We start from the raw sequence: 26,024 nt of genomic DNA, 5'->3' as shown, positions 1-26,024 counted from the left end.
CGTTTTTTGGCCATCATGCGCTGCCAGGGAGGCGCTCCTTCGCCACGGTTACGGCGGATCGAGAGGTTTCTCATGCGATTGACGACTTGGGCGATAGCGTTGTCGCTGGTTTCCGCGACGGCGGCGCAAGCGGCGGAGCCGGTTGCCGGCCGCTGGATGACGCAGAACAAGAAAGCGGTGGTGCAGATCGAACCGTGTGGACGGGCGATGATGTGCGGCCGCATCGTCAAGCTGCTGCCCGCCGCCGATTACGGCAAGACGGTGGACGAGCGCAACAACGACCCGAAACAGCGCGGTCGCCCGCTGGTCGGCCTGCCGCTGCTGCTCGATTTCGCCGATGGCGGGGACCGCTGGCACGGCAATCTCTACGATCCGCAATCGGGCGACACCTATACCGCGACGCTGGATCGGTATCCGGACGGGTCGCTGAAGGTGCGCGGCTGTTTCTTCATCATCTGTAAGACGCAGCGCTGGCCGAAGGCGGAGTAACCGCCCTTCAAATCACTTTCATGTCGCTGCCATAATGGTGCCACGTGAAGATCGCCGCCGCGCCGCGATGCGGGCGCCACGCCTCCGCCAGTTCGCGGGTGAGCTTTTCCGAAGGCCGCGTCTCGTGGCCGAGGATGCGACCGATCTCGATCTGCACCGCCAGGTCGCCCGCCGGCCAGATGTCCGCGCGCCCTTCCGCGAACAGCAGATACACCTCCGCCGACCAGCGCCCGATGCCCTTCACCGCGACCAGCGCCCTTATCGCTTCCTCATCGTCTTCGGGAAGATCGGCGAGATCGAGTCGCCCGCTCGTCACCTCGTCGGACAGGCTGCGCGCATAGCCGGCCTTCTGGCGCGACAGGCCCGCCGCGCGCAGCTGTTCGTCGCTCGCGCGGGCGATGTTGCCGGGGTCGGTCAGGTCGCCGACGATCCCCTCCAGCTTGGTCCACACCGATTGCGCGGAGGCGACGCTCACCTGCTGGCCGATGATCGTGCGCAGCAACGTGGCATAGCCGCGCGGGTTGATCCGCGGCTGCGGATACCCGGCCCGCGCCACGGCGTCCGCGAAGGCCGGTTCGCGCTCGCACAAAGCATCGATCGCGGTGCGGAGCTGGTCGGCGCTCAGGCCCATGCGGGATATCCTTGATCGGGGCGGCATCGCACGGCATGGCGGGAAGACATATTTGCCGGGAGACCCAAGATGCCGAAGCTTATCGTCGTGACACGCGAAGGGGAAGAACGCGAGATCGATGGCGAGGCTGGGCTGTCGGTGATGGAAGTGATCCGGGATGCCGGGATCGACGAGATCCTGGCGCTGTGTGGTGGTTGCTGTTCGTGCGCGACGTGCCACGTGCATGTCGACCCGGAATTTGCGGCCAAACTGCCCAAGATGAGCGAAGACGAGAACGACCTGCTCGATTCGTCGAGCGAGCGCGACGAGTTTTCGCGCCTGTCTTGCCAGGTGGATTTGACGGATGCGTTGGACGGGTTGAAGGTCAGGATCGCTGCAGAAGATTGATCGGCCAAGGTCGCGGCTTTCACTCACTCTAAACCCCGTTCGCCCTGAGCCTGTCGAAGGGCATGTTTAGGGCATGTGCTTCGACAAGCTCAGCACGAACGGGGTTGGCATTACAGCGTCATCAACCTCGAGTCTGATGACGTGAGGTTAAACCACATCTTCCGTCATTCCCGCGAAGGCGGGAATCCATACTGGCTGAACTGAGTGGGTCTCATGACGCGCAGTGATTATGGATTCCCGCCTTCGCGGGAATGACGATGTAGGAAAACCGCGATTCAAACCAAAGTCATCAAACTTTAGACCCGCGTCGTCACCGCATATAGCGCGATCGCCGCCGCATTCGACACGTTCAGACTCTCCACCTTGTGCGAGATCGGCAGCTTGGCGAGTTCGTCGCAATGTTGGGCGGTGTTGTGGCGCATGCCTTCGCCCTCGGCCCCCAGCACCAAGGCGACGCGCGCCTGCTGGCCGATCGCCTTGTCCAAGGTCTGGGTCGCCTCGCCGGCCAGCCCGACACGCCAATATCCCGCCTCGCCGATCTCATCCAACGCCCGCGCGAGATTGACCACGCGAACCCACGGCACTACCTCCAGCGCGCCCGAGGCCGAGCGCGCGATCGTGCCCGATTCGGGCGGGGCGTGGCGATCCGGCGTGATGATGCCCAGCGCATCGAACGCCGCCGCCGAGCGCAGGATCGCGCCGACATTGTGCGGGTCGGTCACCTGATCCAGCACCAGCAACGGGCGATTGTCATCCGCGCCCTGCTGCAACAGATCGCCGAGCCAGATATCCTCCAGCGGATCGACCTCCGCCACCAGCCCCTGATGCGGCGCGTCGCCCGGCACCATTCGGCCGAGATCGGCGACGTCGGCGAACACGATCGGCACGACCGGCGGGATATCGAGCGCCGCCATCGCCTCGCGCGTCGCCCAGATCTTGCGCACCACGCGTTCGGGATTGGCCAAAGCGGCGATCACCGCGTGACGGCCCCAGAAGCGCGGGCGGCCCCCGGCGGCCTGGGATGGGCGATGTCCTTTGCGGGCCATTTATGCGCGCCTTATTTTGTCACCCCAGCGAAGGCTGGGGTCTTGATGGGGATGGGGCGACACGCGCCCCGTTGAGATGCCAGCCTGCGCTGGCATGACGATCGAAGGAAAGTCACGCTCAATCCTCGTCGTCACTATACGCGAACGGATCGGTCACCGCCGGCTTGGTCGGCAATGGCGGACGCGGCAGCGCCTTGTCCGCATTGGCGGCATTGGCGAGGAACGATGCCAGCACGATCGATCCCTGGCGCAGATCGTCGCCCTTCAAATGATCGAACGTGTCGATGCTCGAATGGTGCACGCGGGTGTCGTAATCCAGCGGATCCTGGATGAACTGGAAGCCGGACAGGCCAATCGCCTGCATATAGACGTGATCGGTGCCGCCGGTCTTCTGGATCACCACGTCCTTCGCGCCCATCGGGCCGAAGGGGGCGAGCCAGTCGCGGAAGATCGGCACCACGGCGGGATTGTTCTCGACATAGATGCCGCGCACCTTGCCGGAGCCATTGTCGAGGTTGAAATACGCTGCGAGGTCGCCGTAACCCGGCTTGGGGTTCACCGGCCAGCGGTTCGCCCAGTTGGAATACCATTTGCCACCCGGCTGCGGTGGATCGTTCGGTAGACCGCGCGTCGCCAGATGCGCATTGATATACGCGAGGCTGCCGAGCAGCCCCTGTTCCTCGCCGACCCACAAGGCGAAGCGGATCGTGCGCTTCGGGCGGATTCCGGTGGCGGACAGGATGCGCGCCGCCTCCATGATCATCGCCGTGCCCGCGCCGTTATCCGCCGCGCCGTCGCCCGCGACCCACGAATCGAGATGCGCGCCGGCCATCACATATCCCGCCTTGGGATCGGTGCCGGGGATTTCGGCGATGATGTTGTACGCCTTGCTGTCGCTATCGTCGAAGCGCACGTCGCTGTTGATCTCGACCACCGGGGCCGGGCCGACCTTGGCGAGGCGCGCGAGCCGGCGGTAATCCTCTGCCGCGATCTGCACGCCCGGCACCGTGGCCGTGTCGCCGACGCCGAACAGCGAACCCTCGCCGCTCACCAGCTTGCCGTCGCGATACGCCATCGTCGCATAAGCGACCGCGCCTTCGCTCTTCAGGAACGCGTCGAGCTTCTTGGCGTAATCGACGCGCTTCAGCCGGCGGTCGATCGCGGCGGGGTCGTAGGTCGGCTGGCGATATTGATCGAGCTTCGAGATATCCTCGGAGGTCAGGCGCTGGAACGGTGCCTCCTTCGGTTCGCTGCCGGTGTTGGGCAGAGTGATCATCACGATCCTGCCCTTCAATTGCCCGCGATATTTGTCGAAATCGCGCTCGCGGCGGATCGGCGCGACGATCACCGGCGCGCTGATCGTGCCGTTGGTCGAAGGCGACCAGGCGATCGGGATCGCGACGAGCTGGATCGGGCGCGGTGAGACCATCTTCACGCTGCTGGAAACGATCGACCAGCCCCGGCCGAATTCGAACCCTTCCTTATGGACGTTCTTCAGCCCCCATTTCGCGAACTGCTCCTGCGTCCACCCTTCCGCGACGCGCATCGACGGCGAATTGGTCAGCCGCGGGCCGATCACGTCGGCCAGATGCTGCGCCGTCACCATCACCTCGCTGTGCGACGTTCCTTCGTCGATGATGCGCGTCGCCTGGCTGCGGTCCACGCTCTGCGCGAACGCCGGCGACACGATGGCGATGGCCGCGACGGCGGCGAGGAGATTCGAGCGCATGGAAACACCTGTCCGAACGGAAGCAACAATGTTGCGCACGCTATTCGCGGGGGCCGCGCGGTGCAAGCTTTCACCGCCGCGTACGAACGGGCGTTGACAGGGGCCTCCCGGCTTGGCAGGGGACCGCCTCGCTTTTCGGGCGACACCTGGACAGGTGGCCGAGTGGTTAAAGGCAGCAGACTGTAAATCTGCCGGAGTTTCTCCTACGTAGGTTCGAACCCTACCCTGTCCACCATACCCCGCCGGAGGTTCCGGCGCGTATCCGGGCCGGTATCGTCCAAGCGAAATGTTGACCGCGATGCCGCGTTCGTGGCACTCGGTCCGATAGCGCGGGTATAGCACAATGGTAGTGCAGCAGCCTTCCAAGCTGAATACACGGGTTCGATTCCCGTTACCCGCTCCATCCCCATAAAGAATGCTCCGAAGCAGCGCACATAGTGCTGACCTGTCGGTATCGGCGCCAACCCAACCCCGTTCGCCCTGAGCCTGTCGAAGGGCTGCTTTTCTGCGCCGCGCAATGCATTGCCGAAGGATCAGGAGGGCCGGGCTTCGACAAGCTCGGCACGAACGATTTTATGGAATATCGAATAGCGACGAACGTGGGGGAGAGCGCTCATGGCAAGCTCGATCCCCCACACTGCAATCGCGCCGGTGCCGGTCTGACCCGGCTGGCTCCACTCCACGAACATTGTTTTTATTGTTCGGCGTGACGACAGCGTGGCGAGGCCTATCCGAAATCACGCGCAAAAAAAAGGGGCCAGCCCTATAAAAGGCCGGCCCATGAAAGTTTTAGGAGAGGATGCCTGAAAGGCACCCCCTTTGTGCAGCGCAGCATGATTTGGTGCAAGTGCGAAACGATGCAGTGCGATTGCGTTTTTTGCACTCGTGAGCGAGCCGGCGTCCGGTCGTCGCGAACATCCTTCACGGCTTGCTTACCATTGTCGCGCTAGAGCGGCGGCCATGTTTCACGATCCCGCTTTGGCGCGCGCGGTCCGCACCGCCGATCCGCGCCCCGTCTCCGCCGTCAGCACCGGGTGTGGGCTGGCCGGTCTGGCCGGGCTGCTGGCCTGGGTCGGGGTCGCGCGGTATTTCCAGATGGATGGCCCGTATGCCGCGTTGCTGAACGTCGCGGCGTGCGGCGTGCCGATGATGCTGTGGGCGGTGCTGGTCGACAAGGTCCACCGCAATCCCTCCACCGGCTTCGACTGGGATCATGCCCGGCCGTGGCGCGAGACGATCGACATCAGCCTGACCAAGCTGGCCGGCCTGTGGGCGACCTGGGCGGCGATCGGCCTGATCTATGCCACGGGCCGCTTCTATTGGGAGGGTAACTTCCAATTCTCGATGTGGTGCTTCACGCGCGCCGCGCCGGTGCTGTTCGCGGTGTCCATCCCCTACATCCTCTGGCTGGACCGCCGTGCGATCGATCCGAAGGACGGATGCTGGGCGTTCGGCGCGTGGCTGATGGGCCTGAACGAACCGACCGACACCGCCGCGATCCACAATCACCTGCGCAGCTGGGGCGTGAAGGCGTTCTTCACCGCCTTCATGCTGGCGATCGTCCCGCCCGGCTTCGGCGAGTTCATCCGCGGCGATACCAGCCGGGTGCTCAGCGATCCCGTCGCGCTGTCCAACTGGCTCATCACCTTCATGTTCATGATCGACGTCGCCTTCGCGACGGCGGGGTACATCCTCGCGCTCAAGCCGCTCGACTCGCACATCCGCACCGCCACGCCTTATGCGGCGGGCTGGATGGCGGCGCTCATCTGCTACCCGCCGTTCATCCTGATGGGGCCGGGCGGGCCGTTCGATTATCATCCCGGCACGTCGGAATGGTCGTACTGGTTCGCCGGGCATCCGGTGATCCTGACGCTGTTCGGCGCGGTGCTGGTGGGGCTGACCGCGATCTATGCCTGGGCGACGATGGCGTTCGGCTTCCGCTTCTCCAACCTCACCAATCGCGGCATCCTGACGCACGGACCGTATGCCTTCTCAAAGCATCCCGCCTATCTGTCGAAGAATCTGTTCTGGATGATCTCGACCATCCCGTTCCTCACCACCGGCTCGCTGACCGACGCGGCCCGCGCGACGATCCTGATGGGGCTGGTGGCGGGCATCTATTACTGGCGCGCCCGCACCGAGGAGATGCATCTCGGGCTAGACCCCGCGTACCGCGAGTACAGCGCATGGATGGCGCGCAATGGCTTGGTGCCGCGGTTTTTTGGTTGGGTTGTGGGACGAGGTGGGTGATGGGGCGAAAGGCCTGACCCAAACTTAGCCCCTCCCCTTCAGGGGAGGGGTTGGGGTGGGGCGTCTCAGTCTCATTGAGCCCTGCCTATGTTCTTGCGGCACGGCCCCACCCCAACCCCTCCCCTGAAGGGGAGGGAGCTTTAGATGGGCTCAAAACGTCAGTTCGTCGTAGACCTTCGAAACATCACCGCCCCAGACGCCGTGATACTTCTCCAACAGCACCTCCGCCGGCACCTTGCCGCTCCGCACCACCTCGCGCAGTGGATCGAGAAAGCCGGTCTCGTTGCTGCCACCGGCATCCAGCCGTGCCCGCGCCGTCAGCCCGGCATTGGCGATGTCCAGCACCTCCCCCGCGATATCGCGCAGCTTGCCGCCACCTGCGATCGGCGCGTCCAGCCCCAGCTTCGGCACCGCATCGCGCAAAGCCTGACGTTCCTCGATCGTCCAGCTCTTCACGACGTCCCACGCCGCATCCAGCGCACCCTGATCGTACAACAGCCCGACCCAGAAGGCCGGCAACGCGCAGATCTTGTTCCACGGGCCGCCATCGGCACCGCGCATTTCCAGGAACGTCTTCAGCCGCACTTCCGGGAAGGCGGTCGATAGATGGTCGGTCCAGTCGTCCAGCGTGGGCTTCTCGCCCGGCAGGACCGACAGTTCACCCTTCAGGAAATCGCGAAACGACAGCCCCGCCGCGTCGATATACCGGCCCTCGCGATAGACGAAGTACATCGGCACATCGAGCGCATAGTCGGCATAGCGTTCATACCCGAAACCATCCTCGAACACGAACGGCAGCATGCCGGTGCGCGCCGGATCGGTGTCCGACCAGATATGGCTGCGATAGCTCAGCATGCCGTTCGGCCGCCCTTCCGTGAACGGCGAGTTCGCGAAGAACGCCGTCGCCAGCGGCTGCAACGCGAGGCCCACACGGAACTTCTTCGCCATGTCCGCCTCGGTCGCATAATCGAGGTTCACCTGGATCGTGCAGGTGCGCAGCATCATGTCGAGGCCCATCGTGCCGACGCGCGGCATGTGGTTCAGCATGATGCCATACCGACCCTTGGGCATGCGCGGCAGCTCCGCGCGCGTCTTGTCCGGCCACATGCCGAGGCCCAGGAACCCGATGCCGAACTTCGCGCCGATCGCCTTGATCTGCTCCAGATGCCGGCCGGTTTCGGCGCAGGTCTGGTGCAAATTCTCGAGCGGCGCGCCCGACAGTTCGAACTGCCCCGCCGGCTCCAGGCTGACCGATCCGTCCGCGCCGGACAAGGCGATCACGTTCCCGCCCTCGATCACGGGCTTCCAACCATAGGCCTCCAGCGCCTTCAGCAGATCGCGGATGCCGCCCGACTCGTCATAGCTCGGCGCGTGATGATCGGAGAGCGCGTAGACGAACTTCTCGTGCTCGGTGCCGATGCGCCAGTCCGCCGCCGGCTTCTCGCCGCGTGCGAAGCTGGCGATCAACTGATCGCGCGACTCGATGGTCGGCGAAATCTTCTTGGGCGGAGTGCTGGTCGTCATGGCCGCCATGTAGCGGCGGGCAGGGTAGGGCGCTAGTGGTGCCTCACCAATCCCCGCGCGCCGCCATCCACACGCTCACCGCCGCCGCCGCCGCGGTATCCGCGCGCAGGATTCGCGGCCCCAGCGACACGCCGATCGCGCCCGGCACTGCCTTGATCGCCGCGCGCTCCTCGTCGTCGAAGCCGCCCTCCGGCCCGATCAGGATCGCCGCCGCATCGCCGCCCGCCTGCATCGCCGCGAAAGCCGGCACGCCGCCCGCCTCGTCGGCGAAGAACAACGTCCGCCCCGCCGGCCAGTCGCGCAGCAGCGCCGCCAGCTTCACCGTCTCGGCCAATTCGGGAATCGCGGTCCGCCCGCATTGCTCCGCCGCTTCGATCATGTGCGCGCGCAACCGCTCGGCCTTGGGCTTGTCGACCACCGCGCGGCGCGTGATCACCGGCACGATCCGCGCGACGCCCAGTTCGCACGCTTTCTCGACCATCCAGTCGATCCGCCCTTTCTTGAGCGGCGCGGCGCACAGCCACAGATCGGGCACCGCCTCACGCTCCCGCAACCGCTCGGTCACGTCGAGCATCACATCGCGCCGCCCGACCATATTGGCGACCGCGAGCCATTCGCCGGTCGCATCGTCGAACAATTTGACCGGATCGCCCGCCTTCATCCGCATCACCGACACGAGATAATGCGCTTGCGGACCATCGATGCGTAACGGGCCGGGCGCGAGTTCGCCCTCGACGAACAGGCGCGGCGTGGATTGCGGCGGCCAGGCGGGGGTAGCGGGCATTGGGCCGCTCTAGGGTCTTTTCGAACCGAATAGAACAACCTCCGTTCGTCCTGAGCTTGTCGAAGGGCGTGTCCCGGAACACGTCCTCCGACAAGCTCAGGACGAACGGCGAAGGGGGCGTATCAATCGTCCTTTGGCTCCCGAATCTCCTGCCGCGCCCGATCCGGCTTGCCCGGCCGCCCACCCGGGCCGCCCCGCGTATCGATCCGCGGCAATTCCCGCTTCTCGATTTTCCCGTCGCCATTCGTGTCGAGCAGCGCGAAGCGCGCATCCGCAGCCAGCCTGAACTCCACCGGATCGATCCCGCGGTTCAAATTACGATCCGCCGAGGTGACGGGTTCTGGGAAATCGAGATAGCCGAACCGCGCCGCGCCCTGCTTGCCCTCGACGTTGCGCACCGCGCCGCCATTGCCCGAAGCCTCATCCCCGCCGCCGCCGCCGCCGCGCCGGCCGCCACCCATGCCGCCGCCACCCATACCACCGCCGCCCATGCCGCCACCGCGCCCCATGCCGCCGCCCGGACCACCACCGCCGCCTTCGCCACGCGGTGGACGACCTCCGCCGCCGCGCTTTCCGCCCGGCATCCCGCCGCCGCCACGCACGCGGATCTCTGGGGCCAATTCCGTTTCGTAATATTCGATATCGTCGGGATCGATCTCGCCGTCATGCTTCCGGTCGAGCACGAGGAAGAAGCGCGCTGCATCCGCCTCCATTTCCTCGCGCGTGATCACGCCGTCATGATTGGCATCGGCCCGCGCGAACCACTGGTCCTGCGGCGCATCCTCGCCCGGCCCGCCGTGAAACGGCTCCCCCATCGGGCTGATGAACACCCGCCCGCGAAACCCGCCGCCCGGACCACCCGGCCCGAAGCCAGGCGGAGGACCGTCCGGCCGCTCCGCCGGCGGCGCAATCTGTGCGCTCGCAATCCCTGCGCTGCCCGTCAGCAGAAGTGTCGCAACAAGAATTCCGCGCATGGCCGCTCCCTCGAGATGTTGCGCGCTGCGTAGGTCGCATTTGTCGCAAGAGTATGTCGGCGACGAAACGAGGGGCTCAAGGTCGCCGCCGCCAGGGCCAGCGCCCCAACACCAGCCGCACCACCACCGCCAGCACGAACAGCCCCGCCAGTACGATCGCGCCGATCTGCCCGGCAGCCTGCATCATCGCCCAGAACAACGCCTCGAAAAAGCGCCCGACGGCGACCGACAGGCCTACCATGGCCGGGAGAACGGGTTACGCGACACAGTATGGCGGATAGCCGTCCCAAGGCCCTCTGGCAAAGCGGCGTCTGCGCTGCCATGGATGGCCACGATGACGCCGGATACCGAACATCGCGGCATGATCCGCCTGCTGCCCGCCGCCGCCCGACCGTTCGCCCTGCTCGCGCGGTTCGATCGACCGATCGGCTGGTGGTTGCTGTTCTGGCCCGGTGCCTGGGGCGTGGCGCTGGCCGGCGGGGCGATTGCGCGCTGGGATCTGATCCTGTGGCTGTTGCTGGGCGCGATCGCGATGCGCGGCGCTGGCTGCGTCTATAACGACATCGTCGATCGCGATCTCGATGCGCAGGTCGCCCGCACGCGCAGCCGGCCGCTGGCGAGCGGCGCGGTGTCGGTGAAGGCGGCATGGGTGTGGCTGGCGATCCTGTGCCTGATCGGGCTGGCGGTGCTGCTGCAATTGCACCTCTACGCCGCGATCGTCGCCTTGCTCAGTCTCGCGCCGGTCGCCGCCTATCCCTTCATGAAGCGCATCACCTGGTGGCCGCAGGCGTGGCTCGGCCTCGTGTTCAGCTGGGCGGCATTGGTCGGGTGGAGCGACATCGCCGGCGCGCTGACATTTCCCGGCCTGCTGCTTTACGCCGGTTCGATCGCCTGGGTGATCGGCTACGACACGATCTATGCGCTGCAGGACCGGGAGGACGACGCGCTGATCGGCGTGCGTTCGTCCGCGCTGCGCATGGGCGCACACGTGCGGGGCGGGGTGGCGATCTTCTATGCCGTCGCCTTGCTCTTCTGGGCTGCGGCGATGTGGAGCGTGCGGCCCGATCCGCTGGCCCTGGTCGCGCTTGCGCCGCTGGCGGTGCATTTGGCGTGGCAGGTGCTGACGCTCGATCCCGCCAATGGCGACACTTCGCTGCGCCTGTTCCGCAGCAACCGCTTCGCCGGCTTCCTGATGTTCTGCGCCTGCTTCGTCGTCGGCACGACGCTTTAATGATCCTCCCAGTCACGGGGAGGATAGGCGGTTCCATTCTCCACAAAAATCCCTAAGTCCCCACCCATGCTGACCCACGACCAGGCCCGAGACCGCGCCGCCGATATCGTCACCCGCGCCCGCGCCGCCGGGGCCGACGCCGCCGATGCCGTCTTCGCCGCCGATACCGCGCTTGACGTCTCCGTCCGGCTCGGCGCACTGGAAGATGTCGGCCGGTCCGAAAGCGCCGAACTCGGCCTGCGCGTGTTCGTCGGCAAGCAATCCGCCAGCGTCTCGACATCCGATCTGTCGGTGGGCGCGCTCGACGCTCTGGTCGAACGCGCCATCGCCATGGCCCGCGAGGCACCCGAAGACGAATGGGCCGGCCTCGCCCCCGAAGATCGCCTGCTGCAAGGCAACGTGCCCCAACTCGATCTGGATGATGGCGGCGAGGTCGAACCCGCCGCGCTCAAGGCCGCCGCTTTGGAAGCCGAGGATGCCGCCCGCGCCGTTTCCGGCGTCACCAACAGCGAAGGCGGCGGCGCGTCCGCGTCGCGCAGCATCTGGGCGCTCGCCACCAGCCACGGTTTCGCCGCAGCTTATGCCGCCACCTCCTACGGCGTGTCCGCCAGCGTGCTGGCCGGGGAGGGCGGAGCGATGGTCCGAGATTACGATTATCACAGCGCGCGCCACCGCCGCATGCTTGAATCCCCCGCCGAGATCGGCCGCCGCGCCGGGGAACGCACCGTCGCCCGCGTCAATCCCGGCACGGTGAAGAGCGGTGCGGTGCCGATCGTGTTCGATCCGCGCAACGGCGCGTCGATGCTCGGCCATCTGATCGGCGCGATCTCCGGCGCGGCGATCACCCGCAAGACCAGTTTCCTGCTTGATGCGTTGGGCCAGCGCATCTTCGCGTCGGGCGTGACGATCGCCGACGATCCGCACCGCCCGCACGGCCTGCGCTCGCGCCCGTTCGACGGCGAGGGGCTGCCCGTCTCGCCGACCGAATTCGTCACCGACGGCATGCTGGAAACGTGGCTGCTCGACAGCGCCTCGGCCCGCCAGCTCGGACTGGAGCCGACCGGCCACGCTGCGCGCGGCGTCGGCGGCAATCCCGGCGTCGCGACCAGCAATCTGTTCATGGCCGCCGGGTTGGTCCCGCCCGAAACGCTGATCGCCGACATCGCCGACGGCATCTACATCACCGAACTGATGGGCGGCGGCGCGAACGGCGTCACCGGGGATTACAGCCGGGGTGCCGCAGGCTTCCGCATCCAGAATGGCGAGATCACCACGCCGGTCGCCGAATTCACCATCGCCGGCAATGCGCGCGACATGTTCCTCAACCTCACGCCGGCCAACGATCTCGAATTCCGCTACGGCAGCAACGTGCCGACCTTGCGCATCGACGGGATGACGGTCGCGGGTGCCTGATCTCGCCCATATGTCTTTGGGGGGCGAGATCGCGGCCATCGCGGCCGAAGCTGGCGCGCTCGCGCTGAACACATGGCGCACGGACTTCGCACGCTGGGAAAAATCCCCCGGCAATCCGGTGTGCCAGGTCGATCTCGACGTGAACGCCCTGCTCCGCCAGCGGCTCGAAGCGTTGCTGCCCGAGGCGGGCTGGCTGTCCGAGGAAACGGCGGACAATCGCGATCGGCTGGCCTGTGCGAAGGTCTGGGTGGTCGATCCGATCGACGGCACCCGCGATTACATTCGCGGCCGCCCCGGCTGGGCGATCTCGATCGCCTTGGTCGAAAACGGCCAGCCGGTTATCGGCGTGCTCGACGCCCCCGCCCGCAACGAAGTGTGGCGCGCTGCCGCCGGGCAAGGCGCGACCCTGAACGGAATGCCGATCCACGCCGGCAACCGCACGATCTTCCCCGGCGCCCGCGTGCCGACCGACGCGCTGCCCAAGGTCGACAGCGATCTGGTGCTGGTCGAAAAACCCAACTCGATCGCCCTGCGCATCGCCATGGTCGCCTCCGACCGCGCCGACCTCGTCGCCACGCTCCGCTGGGGCCACGAATGGGACATCGCCGCCGCCGTCCTGATCGCCGCCGAAGCCGGCGCGACCGTGACGGACGCGCTGGGCCAACCGCTCGCCTTCAACACCCCCAGTGCGCAAGCCTTCGGCGTGCTGGCGACCGCCCCGAGGATCCACGCGGCGGCCGTACGAAGATTGAGCGAGCGGGCGAAGGCATTGTCTAAATAGTGCCGCAGGAAACGCGTCGTTATCCTGCGGCCATCAGGTCAAAGATCCTTGCAGGTCTTGCAAAGCGGTAATCCGCCGCTGCCCGAAACCCTGTTGTAGGTTTCGATATTATTGCCGACGGTGCACCTGTTGTCGTTGTGATGGACGCCGGTTCCTGGGAGCTTCGACCGGAATGCTGCAACTTTAGCCACGTAATCTCTCCTTTTTCAGAGCCGCAGCTTATGAGTTCGCTAATCCGGTTCCGAGGCCAATCCCCTCCATTCCCGTCGAGACTCGCGCCAGATACGTTTGAAACGGATGTTCAGCCCGATCCGCCCACCCCATCCTCACGATACTTGATCTCCAGAAACCGCCCGCGCGTCGCCAGCAGGTTCAGGTCGCCCTCGGCCAATTGCGCGGACATGCCGGCGATCTGGTCGTCGATCACCTTCAGGCCGTCCGCCAGTTGCTGGTTCGGCGTCTGGCCGTTGCGTTCCACCCCGCGCAGGGCGGTGGGCACGCGGGCATAGCCTTTCAGCAATTCGGGCAATTGTTCGCCCACCAGTTTGCGCACTTCCGCCGCCGCCGGTTCGCGTTCGTCCAGCGTCTGGAGTTGCGGGGCGAGACCTTCCAGTCGCACGCCGATGCCGTCCACCAGCGTCTGCGCCGGGGCGGGAAGGGCGGGGCGCTGCGTTTCCAGCCATTGTTCGGTCTTCAGCGACAATTGCTTCAGCGGCACCTGCACCAGCGTCTCGGCCTTCACCTCGGGCGTCAACGGGAAGATCGCCAGCAGCAAGGTCGCCGCGATCAGTGCGGCCATCACCAGCATCGCGCCGCCGATCCCCAGCGGCACGATCCAGCCGGCCACCAGCGCCGCGATCAGGATCGCGACGTCTGCGGCCGCGATCCGGCCCAGCCGCGTCATGATCGCGGTGCCCTGCCGCTTGCGCCGCCGCGCGTTGAGCGAGGCCGATCGTTCGCGCGTGCGATCGAGATATTCGCTACTCCGCGCGATCTGGCGGTCCACGTCGGTCACGTCAAAGCGCCTCCAGCTTGAACGTCTCGCCGCCGGTGCCGGAATTCTGCGCCGCACCCTCGGCCCGCGCGATATAGCCCTTCGACTTCTCCACCTCGTTGCCGAGCGTGTTGACCGTAGTCTTCATGCTGTCGAGCGCCTTCAGCTTGAACGTGTCGATCGCATCCATCGTGTCGTAGATGTTCTGGAACGCGCGCTGCAGCACCTCGATCGGGATCGTCGCGCTCGCCGCCTGCTCATGGATCGTCGCGGTCTGGCTTTTCAGCAGCTTGCCGGTGGAATCGATGATGTTCGCGGTCGTCGTGTTCAGCGCGGTGATCTGTTCCAGCACCAGCTTCTGGTTGGTCAGCGCCTGCGCCACCGTCACCGCCGTGCGCAGCGCCGACACGGTCGTGGTCGATGCGCGATCGACCCCCTTCACTAGCTCGACATTGTTCTTCTTGACCAGATCGAGCGCCAGATAGCCCTGCACCGTCACCGCCATCTGGGTCAGCAGATCCTGCGTCCGCTGCCGGACGTAGAACAACGCGCTTTCGCGGATCGCCTTGGCCTTGGCGGGATCGCTATGATCGAGCTCGTTGGCCTTGTCCTCCAGCTTGGCGTCCATTTCCTTGGACAGCACGATCATCTGTTCCAGCCGCCCCATCGCGGTCCACAGATTCGCCCGCTCCACGTCGATCGCGGCATTGTCCATCAACAGCTCGTCCTTGCCGCCCGAGAGCGACTTCAGGATCGAGGAGATGTGCGTCTGCGACGATTTGTAGCTGTCGAAATAATTGCGCATCTTGTCGCCGAACGGGATGATGCCGAACAGCTTCTTGGGCGCGGTCAGGTTGCCGCGCCGGCCCGGATCGAGATCCTCCACCGTGCGGCGCAGCTCGGCCAGATCCTTGCCCACGCCGCTGTCCTGATCCATCGCCCGGGTCGGCCGGTCCAGGAAACGGTTCGATTGCCCCGCCGCGTCGCGGATTTCCTTCTGCCCCATCGCGCTGATCGCATCGACGCGCTTGCCGAATTCCGGCGAGTTCACATCCTGCGCGACCAGATCGTCGACGAACGTCTCGACGCGCTTCTGCAGCTCGCTGCGCTTCGTGTCGTCCACCGGCACCAGCCCGACGGCCTTTTCCGGCGCGACGACGGGTACGGGATCGGGCGGGGTCAGCACCAGCGCCGGTTCGGCAGTGATAGTTTCGGGTGCGGTCGCCATGTCGATCTCCAGAACGCTTGTGCCCGATTTTGGGCGCGAACCGCGCGCCGTTCAAGTGTATTATATGAATAATACGCAAATATCGCCGCTCGCAGCATCGCGATGGCGCTCTGACAGCATTGTCACAAAAGTCGCATCGTCATGACACGAAGTCGCAATGCGCCGCACCTAGGCGCTGCCCCACATCATAAGGGGTCGCACATCATGACTAAATCTTTCCTCCGCGGCGGCATCGCCGCGCTGCTCGCCTGCACGTCCAGCGCCGCGCTCGCCCAAGCCGCGATCCAGCCCGACCCGACGGTCGAGACCGGCAGCGAGGACATCGTCGTCACCGCCCAGAAGAGCGAGCAGCGCATTCAGGACGTGCCGATCACCGTCACCGCGCTGACCGGCCAGCACATGGCCGATATCGGCGTCAACTCATTGTCGGAAATGGCATTGTTCGTGCCCGGCCTGCGCATTCAGGAGCAGAGCGCGAACAACCCCGGCATCGTCATTCGCGGCATCACGTCGGACAGCGGCTCGGCGCAGCAGGGCGCGCGCGTGACGCTTTATTACAACGGCGTGGACATCTCGCGCTCGCGCGGCGCGTATCAGGATCTGTTCGATCTGGAACGGATCGAGGTGGTGAAGGGCCCGCAGGCCACCCTGTTCGGCACAGCAGCCGCGATCGGCGCGGTCAGCATCATTTCCGCCGCCCCGCGCCCCGGCGTCTCGGGCGGGATCAACGCGACCTATGGCAATTACAATCGCACGCAGGTGTCGGGCTTCATCAACGCCGGCAACGATACGCTCGCCGGTCGCCTCGCCTTCGCCTACAAATATCGTGACGGCTATGTCCGCAACATCGCCGGCGACCCCAATGTGCCGAACCAGAATCAGGGCAAGATCGATCAGGACGATCTGAACGGCCAGGATCAGCGTGGCATTCGCGGCTCGCTGCGCTGGACGCCGAACAGCAGCCTGCGCGCCGATCTCGTCCTTACCTATGATGGTCAGCGCAATCCCGGCACCGCGTTCAAGAGCCGCGCCTTCGCGCCGACCGGCGGGCAGACCGGCGATTACGGCTATGCCGAACTCTCCGGCTCACCCTACAGCGCGGCGGTGCTCGGCAACGCCAAGCTTGGCCTGACGCGCAACGTATACGATGCGAACCTGACCGTCTCGGTCGATGTCGCGCCGGGCATCACCTTCACCAGCGTCAACGGCTATCGCCGTTTCGACAGCAACGAGGTGTTCGATGCCGATGGCGGCCCGGCCTGGTATCTCGAATTCGCCGAGGACGCGAAGGGCGATCAATGGAGCCATGAGAGCCGCTTCAACTTCACGGGCGATCATTATCGCGCCTCGTTCGGCTTCAACGCCTTCTTCGAAAACGGTTCGCAGCGCGTGCCGTTCTCGACCGAGGAGGGCACGTACATCGCCTGTTCGGTGGCGAGTGCCTATCTGCCGTTCCGCAATTTGCTGAACGCCAACGGCATCCCGACTGGAACGTCCTGTGTCGCGCCGAACGGCACGATCCCCGCCGCGACGCGCGCCAGCGGCGTGCTGAGCGGCGGACGCCTCACTCAGGTGCCCTATGCGGCGGTGTTCACCAATTTCGGCAATAACGACACCTATTCGATGTTCGCCGACGCGACCTGGATCCCGACGCCGAAGCTGGAAATCACCATCGGTGCCCGCGCGCTGATCGAGGATCGCCAGTCGGGCTATAGCTCCACCCAGCCCAATTCGGTGCTGCTGGCGGCGGTCGGCGTCAACACCAGCCTGCTCGGCACCGCCAACACCAATGGCCGCAAGTTCGAGGCGGAGAAGAGCTTCTCGGCCTTCCTGCCGCGCGTCAACGCGCTGTACCGCGTCACCGACGACATCAATGTCTACGCGACCGTCAGCAAGGGCCGCCGCTCGCCGGTGGTGCAGCTCGGCGCGATGACGGTCGCCGGCGTGGTGGTGCCGAACCTGCAGATCGTGCCGGACGAAGTGGTGTGGAACTACGAAGGCGGGCTGAAGGGCAAGGTCGGGCCGTTCAGCGGATCGGTCGGCGTATTCTATCAGAATTATAACGGCTTCCAGGTCTCGGTGACGAACAATGGCGTCACCACGACGCAGAGCGCCGGCTCGGCCAAGAATATCGGCGTGGAAGCGGAGGGCAATCTGCGCCTGGGTCGTGCGCTGCAACTGTTCGGCACCTTCGCCTATATCGACGGCAAGATCGACAGGAACTCGACCTTCGCACCGACCTTCGCCGGCGCGCGTTTCCGCCTGCAGCCGGCCTATACCGCATCGGGTGGTGCGACGCTGAACCTGCCGATCAACGACGCGGTGAAGTTCTACGCCACGCCCTCTGCCAGCTATCAGAGCAAGGTGTTCTTCGAACTGCCGAACACGGAGGCGATCAGCCAGGGCGGTTACGTGCTGGCGAACATCCGCGCCGGCATCGAACTGGCGCGGGGCCGCTATTCGATCGGCGCTTTCGCGCGCAACGTGTTCAACAAGCGCTATCTGATCGACGCGGGCAACACCGGCGGCGGCTTTGGCGCGCCGAGCTATATTTCCGGCGAACCGCGCTTCTACGGCGTGGAACTGGGCGCGAAGTTCTGATTTCGGCCTGAAGCACGGGCAGGGCACGCCGCTTCTGCGCGCGGCGTGCCTTGTTGCCGTGCAACATTTGCGCTAGGGGCGCGCGCTACAACTTCAAGCAAAAGCACCGGATACCCCTATGAGCCTCCGCAATGTGGCGATCATCGCGCACGTCGATCATGGCAAGACCACCCTGGTCGACCAGCTGTTCCGCCAGTCCGGCACGTTCCGCGACAACCAGCGCGTCGAAGAGCGCGCGATGGATTCGAACGATCTGGAAAAAGAGCGCGGCATCACGATTCTCGCCAAGCCGACCTCGATCGAATGGGACGACGGCAGCGGCACGCTGACGCGCATCAACATCGTCGATACGCCCGGACACGCCGATTTCGGCGGTGAGGTGGAGCGCATCCTGTCGATGGTCGATGGCGTCGTCCTGCTGGTCGATTCGTCGGAAGGCGCGATGCCGCAGACGAAGTTCGTCACCGGCAAGGCGCTGGCGCTCGGCCTGAAGCCGATCGTCGTCGTCAACAAGGTCGATCGCCCCGACGAGCGTATCCAGGAAGTGCTGGACGAAGTGTTCGACCTGTTCGTGTCGCTCGACGCGACCGACGAGCAGCTCGATTTCCCCGTCCTCTACGCATCGGGCCGCAACGGTTACGCCAGCGAGGATCCCGCGCGCCGCGAAGGCACGCTGATCCCGCTGTTCCAGAAGATCGTCGATCACGTACCGCCGCCGGCGGCCGATCCGGACGGTCCGTTCAAGTTCCTGGTCACCTTGCTCGATCGCGATCCCTTCCTCGGCCGCATCCTCACCGGCCTGGTCTATTCGGGTTCGGTGAAGACCAACATGCCGATCCATGCGCTGGATAACGACGGCAAGATCGTCGAGACCGGACGCGCCTCCAAGATCCTGACCTTCCGTGGCCTCGATCGCGTGCCGACCGACGAAGCCAATGCCGGCGACATCATCTCGATCGCGGGCCTGACCACCACGACCGTGTCCAACACGATCTGCGACACGAGCGTCAGCGAGCCGCTGCACGCCCAGCCGATCGATCCGCCGACGCTGTCGATGCGTTTTGCCGTCAACGATTCGCCGATGGCGGGCCGCGAGGGCAGTAAGGTGACGAGCCGCATGATCCGCGATCGTCTGGCGCGCGAAGCCGAATCCAACGTCGCGATCAAGGTGACCGAGAGCGAGGACAAGGACAGCTTCGAAGTCGCCGGCCGCGGCGAGCTTCAGCTCGGCGTGCTGATCGAGACGATGCGCCGCGAAGGCTTCGAACTCGGCATCAGCCGCCCGCGCGTGCTGTTCGGTGAAGACGAAGAGGGCAAGAAGACCGAGCCGTACGAAACCGTCATCATCGACGTGGACGACGAATATTCGGGCACGGTCGTCGAGAAGATGAACATCCGCAAGGCCGAGATGACCGACATGCGTCCCTCGGGCGGCGGCAAGACCCGCATCACCTTCTCGGCTCCGTCGCGCGGGATGATCGGCTATCACGGCGAATTCCTGTCCGATACGCGCGGCACCGGCATCATGAACCGGCTGTTCGAGAAATACGGCCCGCACAAGGGCAAGATCGAAGGCCGCAAGAACGGCGTGCTGATCTCGAACGGCGCGGGCGAGGCCAACAGCTACGCGCTCGGCCCGCTGGAAGAGCGCGGCATCCTGTTCGTCGGGCATGGCGAGCAGCTCTATGAGGGCATGGTCGTTGGCGAGAATGCCAAGCCGGATGATCTCGAAGTCAATCCGATGAAGACCAAGCAGCTGACCAACTTCCGCGCATCGGGCGGCAAGGACGACGCGATCCGCCTGACCCCGCCGAAGAAGATGACGCTGGAACAGGCCATCGCCTATGTCGACGATGACGAGATGGTCGAAGTGACGCCGAAGACGATCCGCCTTCGCAAGCGCTATCTGGACGCGAACGAACGCAAGCGCGCAAGCCGCGCCAAGGTCGCAGCTTAAGGCAAGGCGGGCCGGGCCAGCCGCAGCGAAGCTGCGGCGCGCCTCCAGGCCCGCCCGGCCGGCCTCGCCAAAGCGAGGACCGACGACGCGGCTTTGCCGCGGCGCTGGCTAGTTTAAGATCGCCGTCCCACATCCGTTCGCGCTGAGCTTGTCGAAGGGCAAGCACAGCGCGTGGGTGCCCTAACCCCGCGCCCACCCCTCCCGCGCCGGCTCCAGCGTCTCCAGAAACGCCGCCGCACTCGCGCGGTAGTCCGCCCGCGCCTCGTCCGACATCCGTCGCCAGGTCGCGTACATGTTCCCCATCCGTATATTCCCCGCGAGCCGCTTCTCGTGGCGCGCCAGGAAATCCCAATACAGTGCGTTGAACGGACACGCGTCCGGCCCGGTCTTCTGCTTCACGTCGTATCGGCACCGCCCGCAATAATCCGACATGCGATTGATGTACGCCCCGCCCGAGGCATAGGGTTTCGAGGCGATCATGCCGCCATCGGCGAACTGGCTCATGCCGACGACATTGGGCAGTTCGACCCATTCATAGGCATCGAAATACACCACCAGAAACCAGTCCGAGACCGCTTGGGGGCTGACCCCGGCGATCAGCGCGAAATTGCCCAGCACCATCAGCCGCTGGATATGGTGCGCATAGGCCTCGCGCTTCGTCTGCCCCACGCTTTCGCTCAGGCAGCGCAGATCGGTCTCGCCGGTCCAGTAGAATTCCGGCAGCGGCCGCTCCGCCGCCAGCGCGTTGCGCCCGGCGAATTTCGGCATGTCCCACCAATACATGCCACGCATATATTCGCGCCAGCCGATGATCTGCCGCACGAAGCCCTCGACCGAATTGAGCGGCGCGTCCCCGCGTTCATAGGCCGCCACCGCCGCCTCGCACACCTCCAACGGGCACAGCAAACCGATGTTGAGGCACGGCGACAGGATGCTGTGATAGAGATAGTCCTGCCCCGCGACCATCGCGTCCTGATACCGCCCGAAATCGGGCAGGGCGGTGGCGATGAAGTGCGCCAGCGCCTGACGGGCCTGCCCCCGCGTCACTGGTAGTTCGAACGGCAACAGATCGCCGAAATGATCGCCGAACTCCGCCGCGACCAGCGTCAGCACCGCATCGGTGATCTCGTCCGGGACGAAGCGGGAAGGGGAGGGATAGTTCAGCCCGCGCGGTGGCGTCTCGCGATTGTCCTTGTCGTAATTCCACGCCCCGCCCTCGGGCTTGCCCTCGGCGGTCATCAACAGGCCGGTGCGGCGGCGCATATCGCGATAGAAATATTCCATGCGATATTCCTTCCGCCCCTGCGCCCAGGTGTAGAAATCGCTCAGGGGGCAGACGAAACGGTCGTCCTCCAGGATCTCGACCGGCAATCCGGTACGGTCGGCCCATTCGTCCTGAATCTGCCGCACGCGATATTCCGCCCCCGCCACCATGCGGATGCTGCTCGCCTTATGCCGTTCCGCCGCGCGCCGCACCTCGCCGGTGAAGCTCTGCGTATTGGCCGGATCGTCCAGCGCGACGTAATCGACCGTCCAACCGGCCTGCCGCAGCTCGTCGGCGAAGTGTCGCATCGCCGAGAAGATCAACGCGATCTTCTTCTTGTGATGGCGGACATAGTGCGTCTCCGCACGCACCTCCATCAGCAGCACGATCGCATCGGCGCGATCCACCTCCCGCAAACTGGCAAGCGTTTCGGACAATTGGTCGCCAAGCACGGGAATCAGGATCGTCATCGCGGCACAACGTACTGCGCGCGCGCTTGTGTCCTCAACCGCCCATCTTCAGGATCGTGGCCCATTCGGACGCGCTGACCGGCGATACTGACAGCCGTGACTGACGCAGCATTTCCATCCCGGCCAATATCGATTCGGCCTTCATCGCCGTGAGCGTGACTGGCGTGGCGAGCGCCTCCACCGGCTTGATCTCGACCGAAACCCAGCGCGCCTCGTCACCATCCTGCCTGGCCGTACGCGTCACCTCCGCCACGCCGACGATCGCCTTGGGCTTGCCCGAATGATAGAAGAATGCGCGGTCGCCGACCGTCATCGCCTTCAGGTGCAGGGCGGCGGCGGGGTTGCGCACGCCGGTCCATTCGGTCGCCTTTTCCGCGATCAGATCGTCCCAGCTATAGCTGTCCGGTTCCGATTTCAGCAGCCAATATGCCACCCTGGCCTCCTCCGATGCGGCGTCCGCCTGAACCCCGGCTAAACGTCGCATTCCGCGTCCGTTCAGTCCAGCCGGTATAAGGCTTGCAACAAGCTGGCCGGTTCCCGCGTTGTCGGTGGATAGGGAAAAGTGGCTTGCTGGCATGAGGAGTATGAACATGAACAGCATTTTGAAAAAGGCCGGTCTGGGCGTCGCCCTTGCCGCAACTGCAATTACCGCGGCGGCACCGGCCGAAGCACAGCGTTACCGCGGCGATCGTTATTATCATCGCGGCAATGGCAACGGCACGGCGGTGGTTGCCGGGATCGCCGGTCTGGCCATCGGCGCGGCGATCGCATCGAACAGCAATCGTGGCCGTTATTACGATCGCGGCTATTACAACGACGGCTATTACAACCGGGGTTATAATGGTTATTACGATCGCGGTTATAACGGCTATTACGATCGCGGTTATTATCCGCCACGTGGCGATTACTACCGCGAATGCCGCACCGAGCGTCGTTGGGATCCCTATTACGAACGTCCGGTCCGGGTCCGCGTCTGCTACTGATCGGACATTCGGCGCGGGGAGATATCCTCGCGCCGTTTTGGCATCTGGCGTCGCGCGCGATTTTGCGCCAAAGGCAGCGCCCATGACCGACACTCCCCCCGACCGCCTGTCCTCCAATCCGCGCAGCCCGTTCTTCGATGAGGAGAAGCTGTCGCGCGGCATCGGCATCCGCTTCAACGATCGCGAACGCCACGACGTGGAGGAATATTGCCTCTCCGAAGGCTGGATCCGCGTCGCGCTCGGCAAGAAGGTCGATCGCAAAGGCAACCCGTTGACGATCAAATATAGCGGCCCGGTCGAGGCGTGGTTCGAACGCCCGGCGGATGGCGCGGAACAGCCGACCGAGGGTTGAGGGTTCGGCCGGCGATGTCATATCCGGCGCTTCCCCGGCGAAGGCCGGGGCCCAGTCGGGAAACGGTAGTTGGCTGGAGCTGCGCGTCGTAACCTCGACCTTCGCGACTGGGCCCCGGCCTTCGCCGGGGAAGAGTAATTGTCCGAAGATTAGAGTTAACGACGTGTTCCGGCGTGACGCCGCATCCTACCGCCAGGCAAAAGCCGCCTGAGCCGCCTCTTCCACCTGCTTCAGCATCGCGCGATACGGCCGCGGCCCATAACTGATCCGCGCTACCCCGGCCGCCGCCAGTGCCGCCACGTCCGGCCCGCCGGGCAGGGGAATCAGGTTCACTGGCAGATCGGTGCCCGCGCACAGCATCTCGACCAAAGTCAGATCGGCCAGTCCGGCGGCAAAGAAGCCGCTCGCCCCCGCCGCCTCATACGCCTGCGCCCGCACGATTGCCGCCTCGATCATCTCTTCGCTATGCGTCTCGCGCGGTGCCTGCAGGAAGATGTCGGTGCGGGCGTTGATGAAGAAAGCCTCGCCCACCGCCGCCCGTGCACCTGCGATCCGCGCGGCTTGAGCCTCAATCGAATACAGCCCTTCGCCGCCGATCACCTGATCCTCGAAGTTGCAACCGATCGCGCCCGTCGCCGCCAGCCGCGCCACATTCGCGCCGACCTCGTCGGGATCGACCGCATAGCCGCCCTCGAAATCGATCGTCACCGGCAACGCGACCGCACCCGCGATCCGCGCCGCCCCGGCCAGCGCCAGATCGAGCGGCATCGCCTCGCCATCGTCGAACCCTTGCGCCGCCGCGACCGACAGGCTGCCGGTCGCGATCGCGTTCGCTCCGGCATCGGCCACCGCGCGCGCCGATCCGACATCCCATGCATTGTACAGGATCACCGGATCGCCCGGAACGTGCAGCGCCTTGAAAGTCCGAAAGGTGTTGATCACGAACGATACTCCCGCCCCGTTGGCGGGCGCACCCTAGCGCATATCAGTGAACGAAGCGTGCCACCACGTCGCGGTACGATCGCGACACCTTCACCTGAGCGTTCGATTGCAGCACCAGGAAGCATTCGCCATTGGTATGCGGCTTCACTTCCTTGACCAGATCTAGGTTGACGATGGTCGACCGGTGCACGCGCTGGAACCGGCGCGGGTCGAGCCGCTTTTCCAGATCCTTCATCGTCTCGCGCAGGATCAGCGTATTGTCGCCGGTATAGATGCACATGTAATCGCCCGCCGCGTCGATCCGCTCGATCGTATCGACATCGACGCGGAAGATTTGCCCACGATCCTTGATGTTGATCAGCTTTTCGAACCGGTTGGCGGAAACCTGGTCTCCGCCATCGGCGATGTCGGTCACCGTATCGGGCGACACCTCGGCCAGCACTTCCTTCAGCCGATCGACCTCTTCCACGCCGCGCTTCTCGGCCAGCCGCTGGCGCACGCGCTCGATCGTGTCGGCCAGGCGCGATTCCTCGACCGGCTTCATCAGGTAATCCACCGCCTGCGCCTCGAAGGCCTTCAGCGCGTGGTCGCTATAGGCGGTGACGAACACGAACAAAGGCGGCTCCACCTCCATCAGGCCTTGCACGACCGAGAAGCCGTCGAAGCCAGGCATCTGGATATCGAGGAAGACGAGATCCGGCTTGTGCGTCTTGATCGCGCGGATCGCCTCGCGGCCATTCTGGCACTTGTCGATGATCTCGACATCTTCGTGCGCCTGCAGGCGAAGTTCGAGCCCCTGGATCGCCAGTGGCTCGTCATCGACCAATATCGTTCTAATCGTCATGCAACCTCTCTTGCCGGTTCCCTCGCCGGCTCATCGAGCTGGAAGGGTATCTCGATCTCGACCTCATACCCGCCGCCGGGCAGCGAACGGGCTTCGAAACTATGATCGGGGCCATAAGCCTGCGCCAATCGCTCCCTGATATTGGCAAGGCCGACCCCGGTTGAAAGGGATGGACGCGCTTTCATTTCATTCAAGCCCGGTCCGGTGTCGGATACGGCGATCTGCACGCGATCTCCGGCGAGCCGCGCGACGACGGCGATTTCGGCACCTTCTTCCTTCGGCGTGACGGCATATTTGATCGCGTTTTCGACCAAAGGCTGGAGCAGCAGCGACGGCAATCGTGCCTTCTCGACGCGCATATCGACCTCGAAGCGCGGGCGCAGGCGATCCTCGAAGCGCATCTTCTCGATCTCGAGATACAGTTTCAGCGTCTCGACCTCCTGCTGGATCGTCACATGCGCGGTCGGCTCGTTCGCCAGCGTGTAGCGCAGAAACGACGATAGCCGGCTGAGCATCGCATTGGCGCGCTGGGTCTCTTGTAGCAGCACCAGCGTCGAGATCGAGTTCAACGTGTTGAACAGAAAATGCGGGTTGAGCTGATACCGCAGCATCGCCAGCTGCGCCGACGACGCCTGATTGCCCAGCGCGTGCAGCTGATCGATCTGGTCCTCGACGATCAGGTAGAAATTGATCCCGAAATACAGCGCAGACCAGCCCGCCAGCACCGTGAAGTTCAGGAACACCGTACCGAGCACGAGGTTCAGGTTCAGCCCCGGATTGGCGAGCTTGATGAACGAGAACGAGAAGGCGTCGAGCACCGAATAGAGCAATGTCGCCACCGCCAGCGTCACCATCGTCAGCAAAATCGCGCTGATCCGCGGCAGTCCGCGATAGAAGCCGTACAGCGTGGAGAGCAGCACGGTGATGCAATAGCCGACGATCGATTCGATCACGACCGGCACGATCACGTCGAGTGACGGGCCGTTCGAGATGCTGGAGACGCTGCGCAGGATCAGATAGCCGGTCCACCCCGCCGCCTGCAATCGCCAGAATGCGCGGCTCTTCTGTTCGAAAAACGGCCGGGTGAAGAGATCGGGCTTCTTGAGGGCCGGACGGGACAGGGCTGGCATCGGGGCGTCTTACAGGAGCG

At 65.0% G+C, this 26,024-nt stretch carries 24 protein-coding genes and 2 tRNA genes; 12 read left to right on the top strand and 14 right to left on the bottom strand.

Annotation, left to right across the window (positions count from 1 at the left end):
• The first annotated feature begins 72 nt into the window (after nt 1-72).
• Nucleotides 73-489 carry a DUF2147 domain-containing protein gene (locus U1738_RS07490; RefSeq protein ID WP_332788419.1) on the top strand — a complete coding sequence of 139 codons (417 nt, stop codon included), beginning with the start codon at nt 73-75 and terminating at the stop codon, nt 487-489.
• A gap of 7 nt (nt 490-496) precedes the next feature.
• Here the strand turns inward: U1738_RS07490 and U1738_RS07485 are convergent, their stop codons facing one another.
• Complete coding sequence (locus U1738_RS07485; protein ID WP_332788418.1) at nt 497-1,120, bottom strand: DNA-3-methyladenine glycosylase family protein; 624 nt, start codon at nt 1,118-1,120, stop codon at nt 497-499.
• A gap of 69 nt (nt 1,121-1,189) precedes the next feature.
• Here U1738_RS07485 and U1738_RS07480 point away from each other — a divergent pair, with 69 nt between their 5' ends.
• Complete coding sequence (locus tag U1738_RS07480) at nt 1,190-1,507, top strand: 2Fe-2S iron-sulfur cluster-binding protein (protein ID WP_332788417.1); 318 nt, start codon at nt 1,190-1,192, stop codon at nt 1,505-1,507.
• A gap of 296 nt (nt 1,508-1,803) precedes the next feature.
• Here U1738_RS07480 and rlmB read toward each other — a convergent pair whose 3' ends face one another.
• The gene (rlmB, locus tag U1738_RS07475; protein ID WP_332788416.1) at nt 1,804-2,553 is read right to left on the bottom strand and encodes a 23S rRNA (guanosine(2251)-2'-O)-methyltransferase RlmB; all 750 of its coding nucleotides are present in this window, start codon (nt 2,551-2,553) and stop codon (nt 1,804-1,806) included.
• A gap of 118 nt (nt 2,554-2,671) precedes the next feature.
• Nucleotides 2,672-4,282: a M20/M25/M40 family metallo-hydrolase gene (locus U1738_RS07470; protein ID WP_332788415.1), complete on the bottom strand. Its 1,611-nt coding sequence runs from the start codon at nt 4,280-4,282 to the stop codon at nt 2,672-2,674.
• 148 nt (nt 4,283-4,430) lie between these two features.
• Between U1738_RS07470 and U1738_RS07465 the strand changes: the two genes are divergently transcribed.
• From U1738_RS07465 to U1738_RS07455, 3 genes are all read left to right on the top strand, one after another.
• Nucleotides 4,431-4,517, top strand: a tRNA-Tyr gene (locus U1738_RS07465).
• Between the two features lie 94 nt (nt 4,518-4,611).
• Nucleotides 4,612-4,685: transfer RNA gene (locus U1738_RS07460), tRNA-Gly, on the top strand.
• Nucleotides 4,686-5,242: 557 nt separating this feature from the next.
• Complete coding sequence (locus U1738_RS07455) at nt 5,243-6,532, top strand: methyltransferase family protein (RefSeq protein WP_332788414.1); 1,290 nt, start codon at nt 5,243-5,245, stop codon at nt 6,530-6,532.
• A gap of 150 nt (nt 6,533-6,682) precedes the next feature.
• Here U1738_RS07455 and U1738_RS07450 read toward each other — a convergent pair whose 3' ends face one another.
• The 4 genes from U1738_RS07450 to U1738_RS07435 all read right to left on the bottom strand — a co-directional run bounded on the left by U1738_RS07450 (nt 6,683) and on the right by U1738_RS07435 (nt 10,055).
• A complete protein-coding gene (locus U1738_RS07450; RefSeq protein ID WP_332788413.1) occupies nt 6,683-8,056 on the bottom strand; it encodes a glutamate--cysteine ligase in 1,374 nt (457 codons plus the stop codon).
• Between the two features lie 43 nt (nt 8,057-8,099).
• Entirely contained in the window at nt 8,100-8,840 is a 741-nt protein-coding gene (locus U1738_RS07445; protein WP_332788412.1) for a 16S rRNA (uracil(1498)-N(3))-methyltransferase, read from the bottom strand.
• A gap of 122 nt (nt 8,841-8,962) precedes the next feature.
• The gene (locus tag U1738_RS07440; RefSeq protein WP_332788411.1) at nt 8,963-9,814 is read right to left on the bottom strand and encodes an EF-hand domain-containing protein; all 852 of its coding nucleotides are present in this window, start codon (nt 9,812-9,814) and stop codon (nt 8,963-8,965) included.
• Nucleotides 9,815-9,890: 76 nt separating this feature from the next.
• Nucleotides 9,891-10,055 carry a hypothetical protein gene (locus tag U1738_RS07435; protein ID WP_332788410.1) on the bottom strand — a complete coding sequence of 55 codons (165 nt, stop codon included), beginning with the start codon at nt 10,053-10,055 and terminating at the stop codon, nt 9,891-9,893.
• An 84-nt stretch (nt 10,056-10,139) separates the two neighbouring features.
• Between U1738_RS07435 and ubiA the strand changes: the two genes are divergently transcribed.
• From ubiA to U1738_RS07420, 3 genes are all read left to right on the top strand, one after another.
• A complete protein-coding gene (gene ubiA, locus U1738_RS07430) occupies nt 10,140-11,045 on the top strand; it encodes a 4-hydroxybenzoate octaprenyltransferase (protein WP_332788409.1) in 906 nt (301 codons plus the stop codon).
• Between the two features lie 66 nt (nt 11,046-11,111).
• Nucleotides 11,112-12,458 carry a TldD/PmbA family protein gene (locus U1738_RS07425; RefSeq protein ID WP_332788408.1) on the top strand — a complete coding sequence of 449 codons (1,347 nt, stop codon included), beginning with the start codon at nt 11,112-11,114 and terminating at the stop codon, nt 12,456-12,458.
• A 10-nt stretch (nt 12,459-12,468) separates the two neighbouring features.
• Entirely contained in the window at nt 12,469-13,239 is a 771-nt protein-coding gene (locus tag U1738_RS07420) for a 3'(2'),5'-bisphosphate nucleotidase CysQ (protein WP_332788569.1), read from the top strand.
• Between the two features lie 301 nt (nt 13,240-13,540).
• On the opposite strand, the gene U1738_RS07415 is transcribed toward U1738_RS07420, so the two are convergent.
• Complete coding sequence (locus U1738_RS07415) at nt 13,541-14,254, bottom strand: hypothetical protein (protein ID WP_332788407.1); 714 nt, start codon at nt 14,252-14,254, stop codon at nt 13,541-13,543.
• A gap of 1 nt (nt 14,255) precedes the next feature.
• A complete protein-coding gene (locus tag U1738_RS07410; protein ID WP_332788406.1) occupies nt 14,256-15,461 on the bottom strand; it encodes a toxic anion resistance protein in 1,206 nt (401 codons plus the stop codon).
• A gap of 204 nt (nt 15,462-15,665) precedes the next feature.
• Between U1738_RS07410 and U1738_RS07405 the strand changes: the two genes are divergently transcribed.
• Both U1738_RS07405 and typA read left to right on the top strand, forming a co-directional pair.
• Nucleotides 15,666-18,062: a TonB-dependent receptor gene (locus U1738_RS07405; RefSeq protein WP_332788405.1), complete on the top strand. Its 2,397-nt coding sequence runs from the start codon at nt 15,666-15,668 to the stop codon at nt 18,060-18,062.
• Between the two features lie 118 nt (nt 18,063-18,180).
• Complete coding sequence (typA, locus tag U1738_RS07400) at nt 18,181-20,019, top strand: translational GTPase TypA (protein ID WP_332788404.1); 1,839 nt, start codon at nt 18,181-18,183, stop codon at nt 20,017-20,019.
• A gap of 180 nt (nt 20,020-20,199) precedes the next feature.
• On the opposite strand, the gene U1738_RS07395 is transcribed toward typA, so the two are convergent.
• Both U1738_RS07395 and U1738_RS07390 read right to left on the bottom strand, forming a co-directional pair.
• Nucleotides 20,200-21,753: a cryptochrome/photolyase family protein gene (locus tag U1738_RS07395; protein WP_332788403.1), complete on the bottom strand. Its 1,554-nt coding sequence runs from the start codon at nt 21,751-21,753 to the stop codon at nt 20,200-20,202.
• A 34-nt stretch (nt 21,754-21,787) separates the two neighbouring features.
• Nucleotides 21,788-22,237: an EVE domain-containing protein gene (locus U1738_RS07390; RefSeq protein WP_443026992.1), complete on the bottom strand. Its 450-nt coding sequence runs from the start codon at nt 22,235-22,237 to the stop codon at nt 21,788-21,790.
• A 106-nt stretch (nt 22,238-22,343) separates the two neighbouring features.
• Here U1738_RS07390 and U1738_RS07385 point away from each other — a divergent pair, with 106 nt between their 5' ends.
• Nucleotides 22,344-22,736 carry a hypothetical protein gene (locus tag U1738_RS07385; RefSeq protein ID WP_332788402.1) on the top strand — a complete coding sequence of 131 codons (393 nt, stop codon included), beginning with the start codon at nt 22,344-22,346 and terminating at the stop codon, nt 22,734-22,736.
• A gap of 82 nt (nt 22,737-22,818) precedes the next feature.
• Complete coding sequence (locus tag U1738_RS07380; RefSeq protein WP_332788401.1) at nt 22,819-23,088, top strand: DUF3297 family protein; 270 nt, start codon at nt 22,819-22,821, stop codon at nt 23,086-23,088.
• A 186-nt stretch (nt 23,089-23,274) separates the two neighbouring features.
• On the opposite strand, the gene U1738_RS07375 is transcribed toward U1738_RS07380, so the two are convergent.
• From U1738_RS07375 to U1738_RS07365, 3 genes are read right to left on the bottom strand one after another with little or no spacing between them, the layout of a single operon-like run.
• Nucleotides 23,275-24,030, bottom strand: coding sequence for an isocitrate lyase/PEP mutase family protein (locus U1738_RS07375; RefSeq protein ID WP_332788400.1), 756 nt, complete (start codon nt 24,028-24,030; stop codon nt 23,275-23,277).
• A 43-nt stretch (nt 24,031-24,073) separates the two neighbouring features.
• Nucleotides 24,074-24,874, bottom strand: a complete 801-nt coding sequence (locus tag U1738_RS07370) for a LytR/AlgR family response regulator transcription factor (RefSeq protein WP_332788399.1) — start codon at nt 24,872-24,874, stop codon at nt 24,074-24,076.
• A complete protein-coding gene (locus U1738_RS07365; protein ID WP_332788398.1) occupies nt 24,871-26,004 on the bottom strand; it encodes a sensor histidine kinase in 1,134 nt (377 codons plus the stop codon). Before U1738_RS07365 ends, U1738_RS07370 begins: the two co-directional genes overlap by 4 nt.
• Nucleotides 26,005-26,024 lie beyond the last annotated feature (20 nt).

Source organism: Parasphingomonas caseinilytica, assembly GCF_036663755.1.
Lineage (GTDB): Bacteria > Pseudomonadota > Alphaproteobacteria > Sphingomonadales > Sphingomonadaceae > Sphingomonas.
This window is presented reverse-complemented; position numbering and strand designations above follow the sequence as displayed.

Bases quoted from the DNA above. Each gene is read 5' to 3' on its own strand.
- U1738_RS07490 (WP_332788419.1), top strand. From the start codon at position 73: ATGCGATTGACGACTTGGGCGATAGCGTTGTCGCTGGTTTCCGCGACG.
- U1738_RS07485 (WP_332788418.1), bottom strand. From the start codon at position 1,120: ATGGGCCTGAGCGCCGACCAGCTCCGCACCGCGATCGATGCTTTGTGC.
- U1738_RS07480 (WP_332788417.1), top strand. From the start codon at position 1,190: ATGCCGAAGCTTATCGTCGTGACACGCGAAGGGGAAGAACGCGAGATC.
- rlmB (WP_332788416.1), bottom strand. From the start codon at position 2,553: ATGGCCCGCAAAGGACATCGCCCATCCCAGGCCGCCGGGGGCCGCCCG.
- U1738_RS07470 (WP_332788415.1), bottom strand. From the start codon at position 4,282: ATGCGCTCGAATCTCCTCGCCGCCGTCGCGGCCATCGCCATCGTGTCG.
- U1738_RS07455 (WP_332788414.1), top strand. From the start codon at position 5,243: ATGTTTCACGATCCCGCTTTGGCGCGCGCGGTCCGCACCGCCGATCCG.
- U1738_RS07450 (WP_332788413.1), bottom strand. From the start codon at position 8,056: ATGACGACCAGCACTCCGCCCAAGAAGATTTCGCCGACCATCGAGTCG.
- U1738_RS07445 (WP_332788412.1), bottom strand. From the start codon at position 8,840: ATGCCCGCTACCCCCGCCTGGCCGCCGCAATCCACGCCGCGCCTGTTC.
- U1738_RS07440 (WP_332788411.1), bottom strand. From the start codon at position 9,814: ATGCGCGGAATTCTTGTTGCGACACTTCTGCTGACGGGCAGCGCAGGG.
- U1738_RS07435 (WP_332788410.1), bottom strand. From the start codon at position 10,055: ATGGTAGGCCTGTCGGTCGCCGTCGGGCGCTTTTTCGAGGCGTTGTTC.
- ubiA (WP_332788409.1), top strand. From the start codon at position 10,140: ATGGCCACGATGACGCCGGATACCGAACATCGCGGCATGATCCGCCTG.
- U1738_RS07425 (WP_332788408.1), top strand. From the start codon at position 11,112: ATGCTGACCCACGACCAGGCCCGAGACCGCGCCGCCGATATCGTCACC.
- U1738_RS07420 (WP_332788569.1), top strand. From the start codon at position 12,469: ATGTCTTTGGGGGGCGAGATCGCGGCCATCGCGGCCGAAGCTGGCGCG.
- U1738_RS07410 (WP_332788406.1), bottom strand. From the start codon at position 15,461: ATGGCGACCGCACCCGAAACTATCACTGCCGAACCGGCGCTGGTGCTG.
- U1738_RS07405 (WP_332788405.1), top strand. From the start codon at position 15,666: ATGACTAAATCTTTCCTCCGCGGCGGCATCGCCGCGCTGCTCGCCTGC.
- typA (WP_332788404.1), top strand. From the start codon at position 18,181: ATGAGCCTCCGCAATGTGGCGATCATCGCGCACGTCGATCATGGCAAG.
- U1738_RS07395 (WP_332788403.1), bottom strand. From the start codon at position 21,753: ATGACGATCCTGATTCCCGTGCTTGGCGACCAATTGTCCGAAACGCTT.
- U1738_RS07390 (WP_443026992.1), bottom strand. From the start codon at position 22,237: ATGCGACGTTTAGCCGGGGTTCAGGCGGACGCCGCATCGGAGGAGGCC.
- U1738_RS07385 (WP_332788402.1), top strand. From the start codon at position 22,344: ATGAACAGCATTTTGAAAAAGGCCGGTCTGGGCGTCGCCCTTGCCGCA.
- U1738_RS07380 (WP_332788401.1), top strand. From the start codon at position 22,819: ATGACCGACACTCCCCCCGACCGCCTGTCCTCCAATCCGCGCAGCCCG.
- U1738_RS07370 (WP_332788399.1), bottom strand. From the start codon at position 24,874: ATGACGATTAGAACGATATTGGTCGATGACGAGCCACTGGCGATCCAG.
- U1738_RS07365 (WP_332788398.1), bottom strand. From the start codon at position 26,004: ATGCCAGCCCTGTCCCGTCCGGCCCTCAAGAAGCCCGATCTCTTCACC.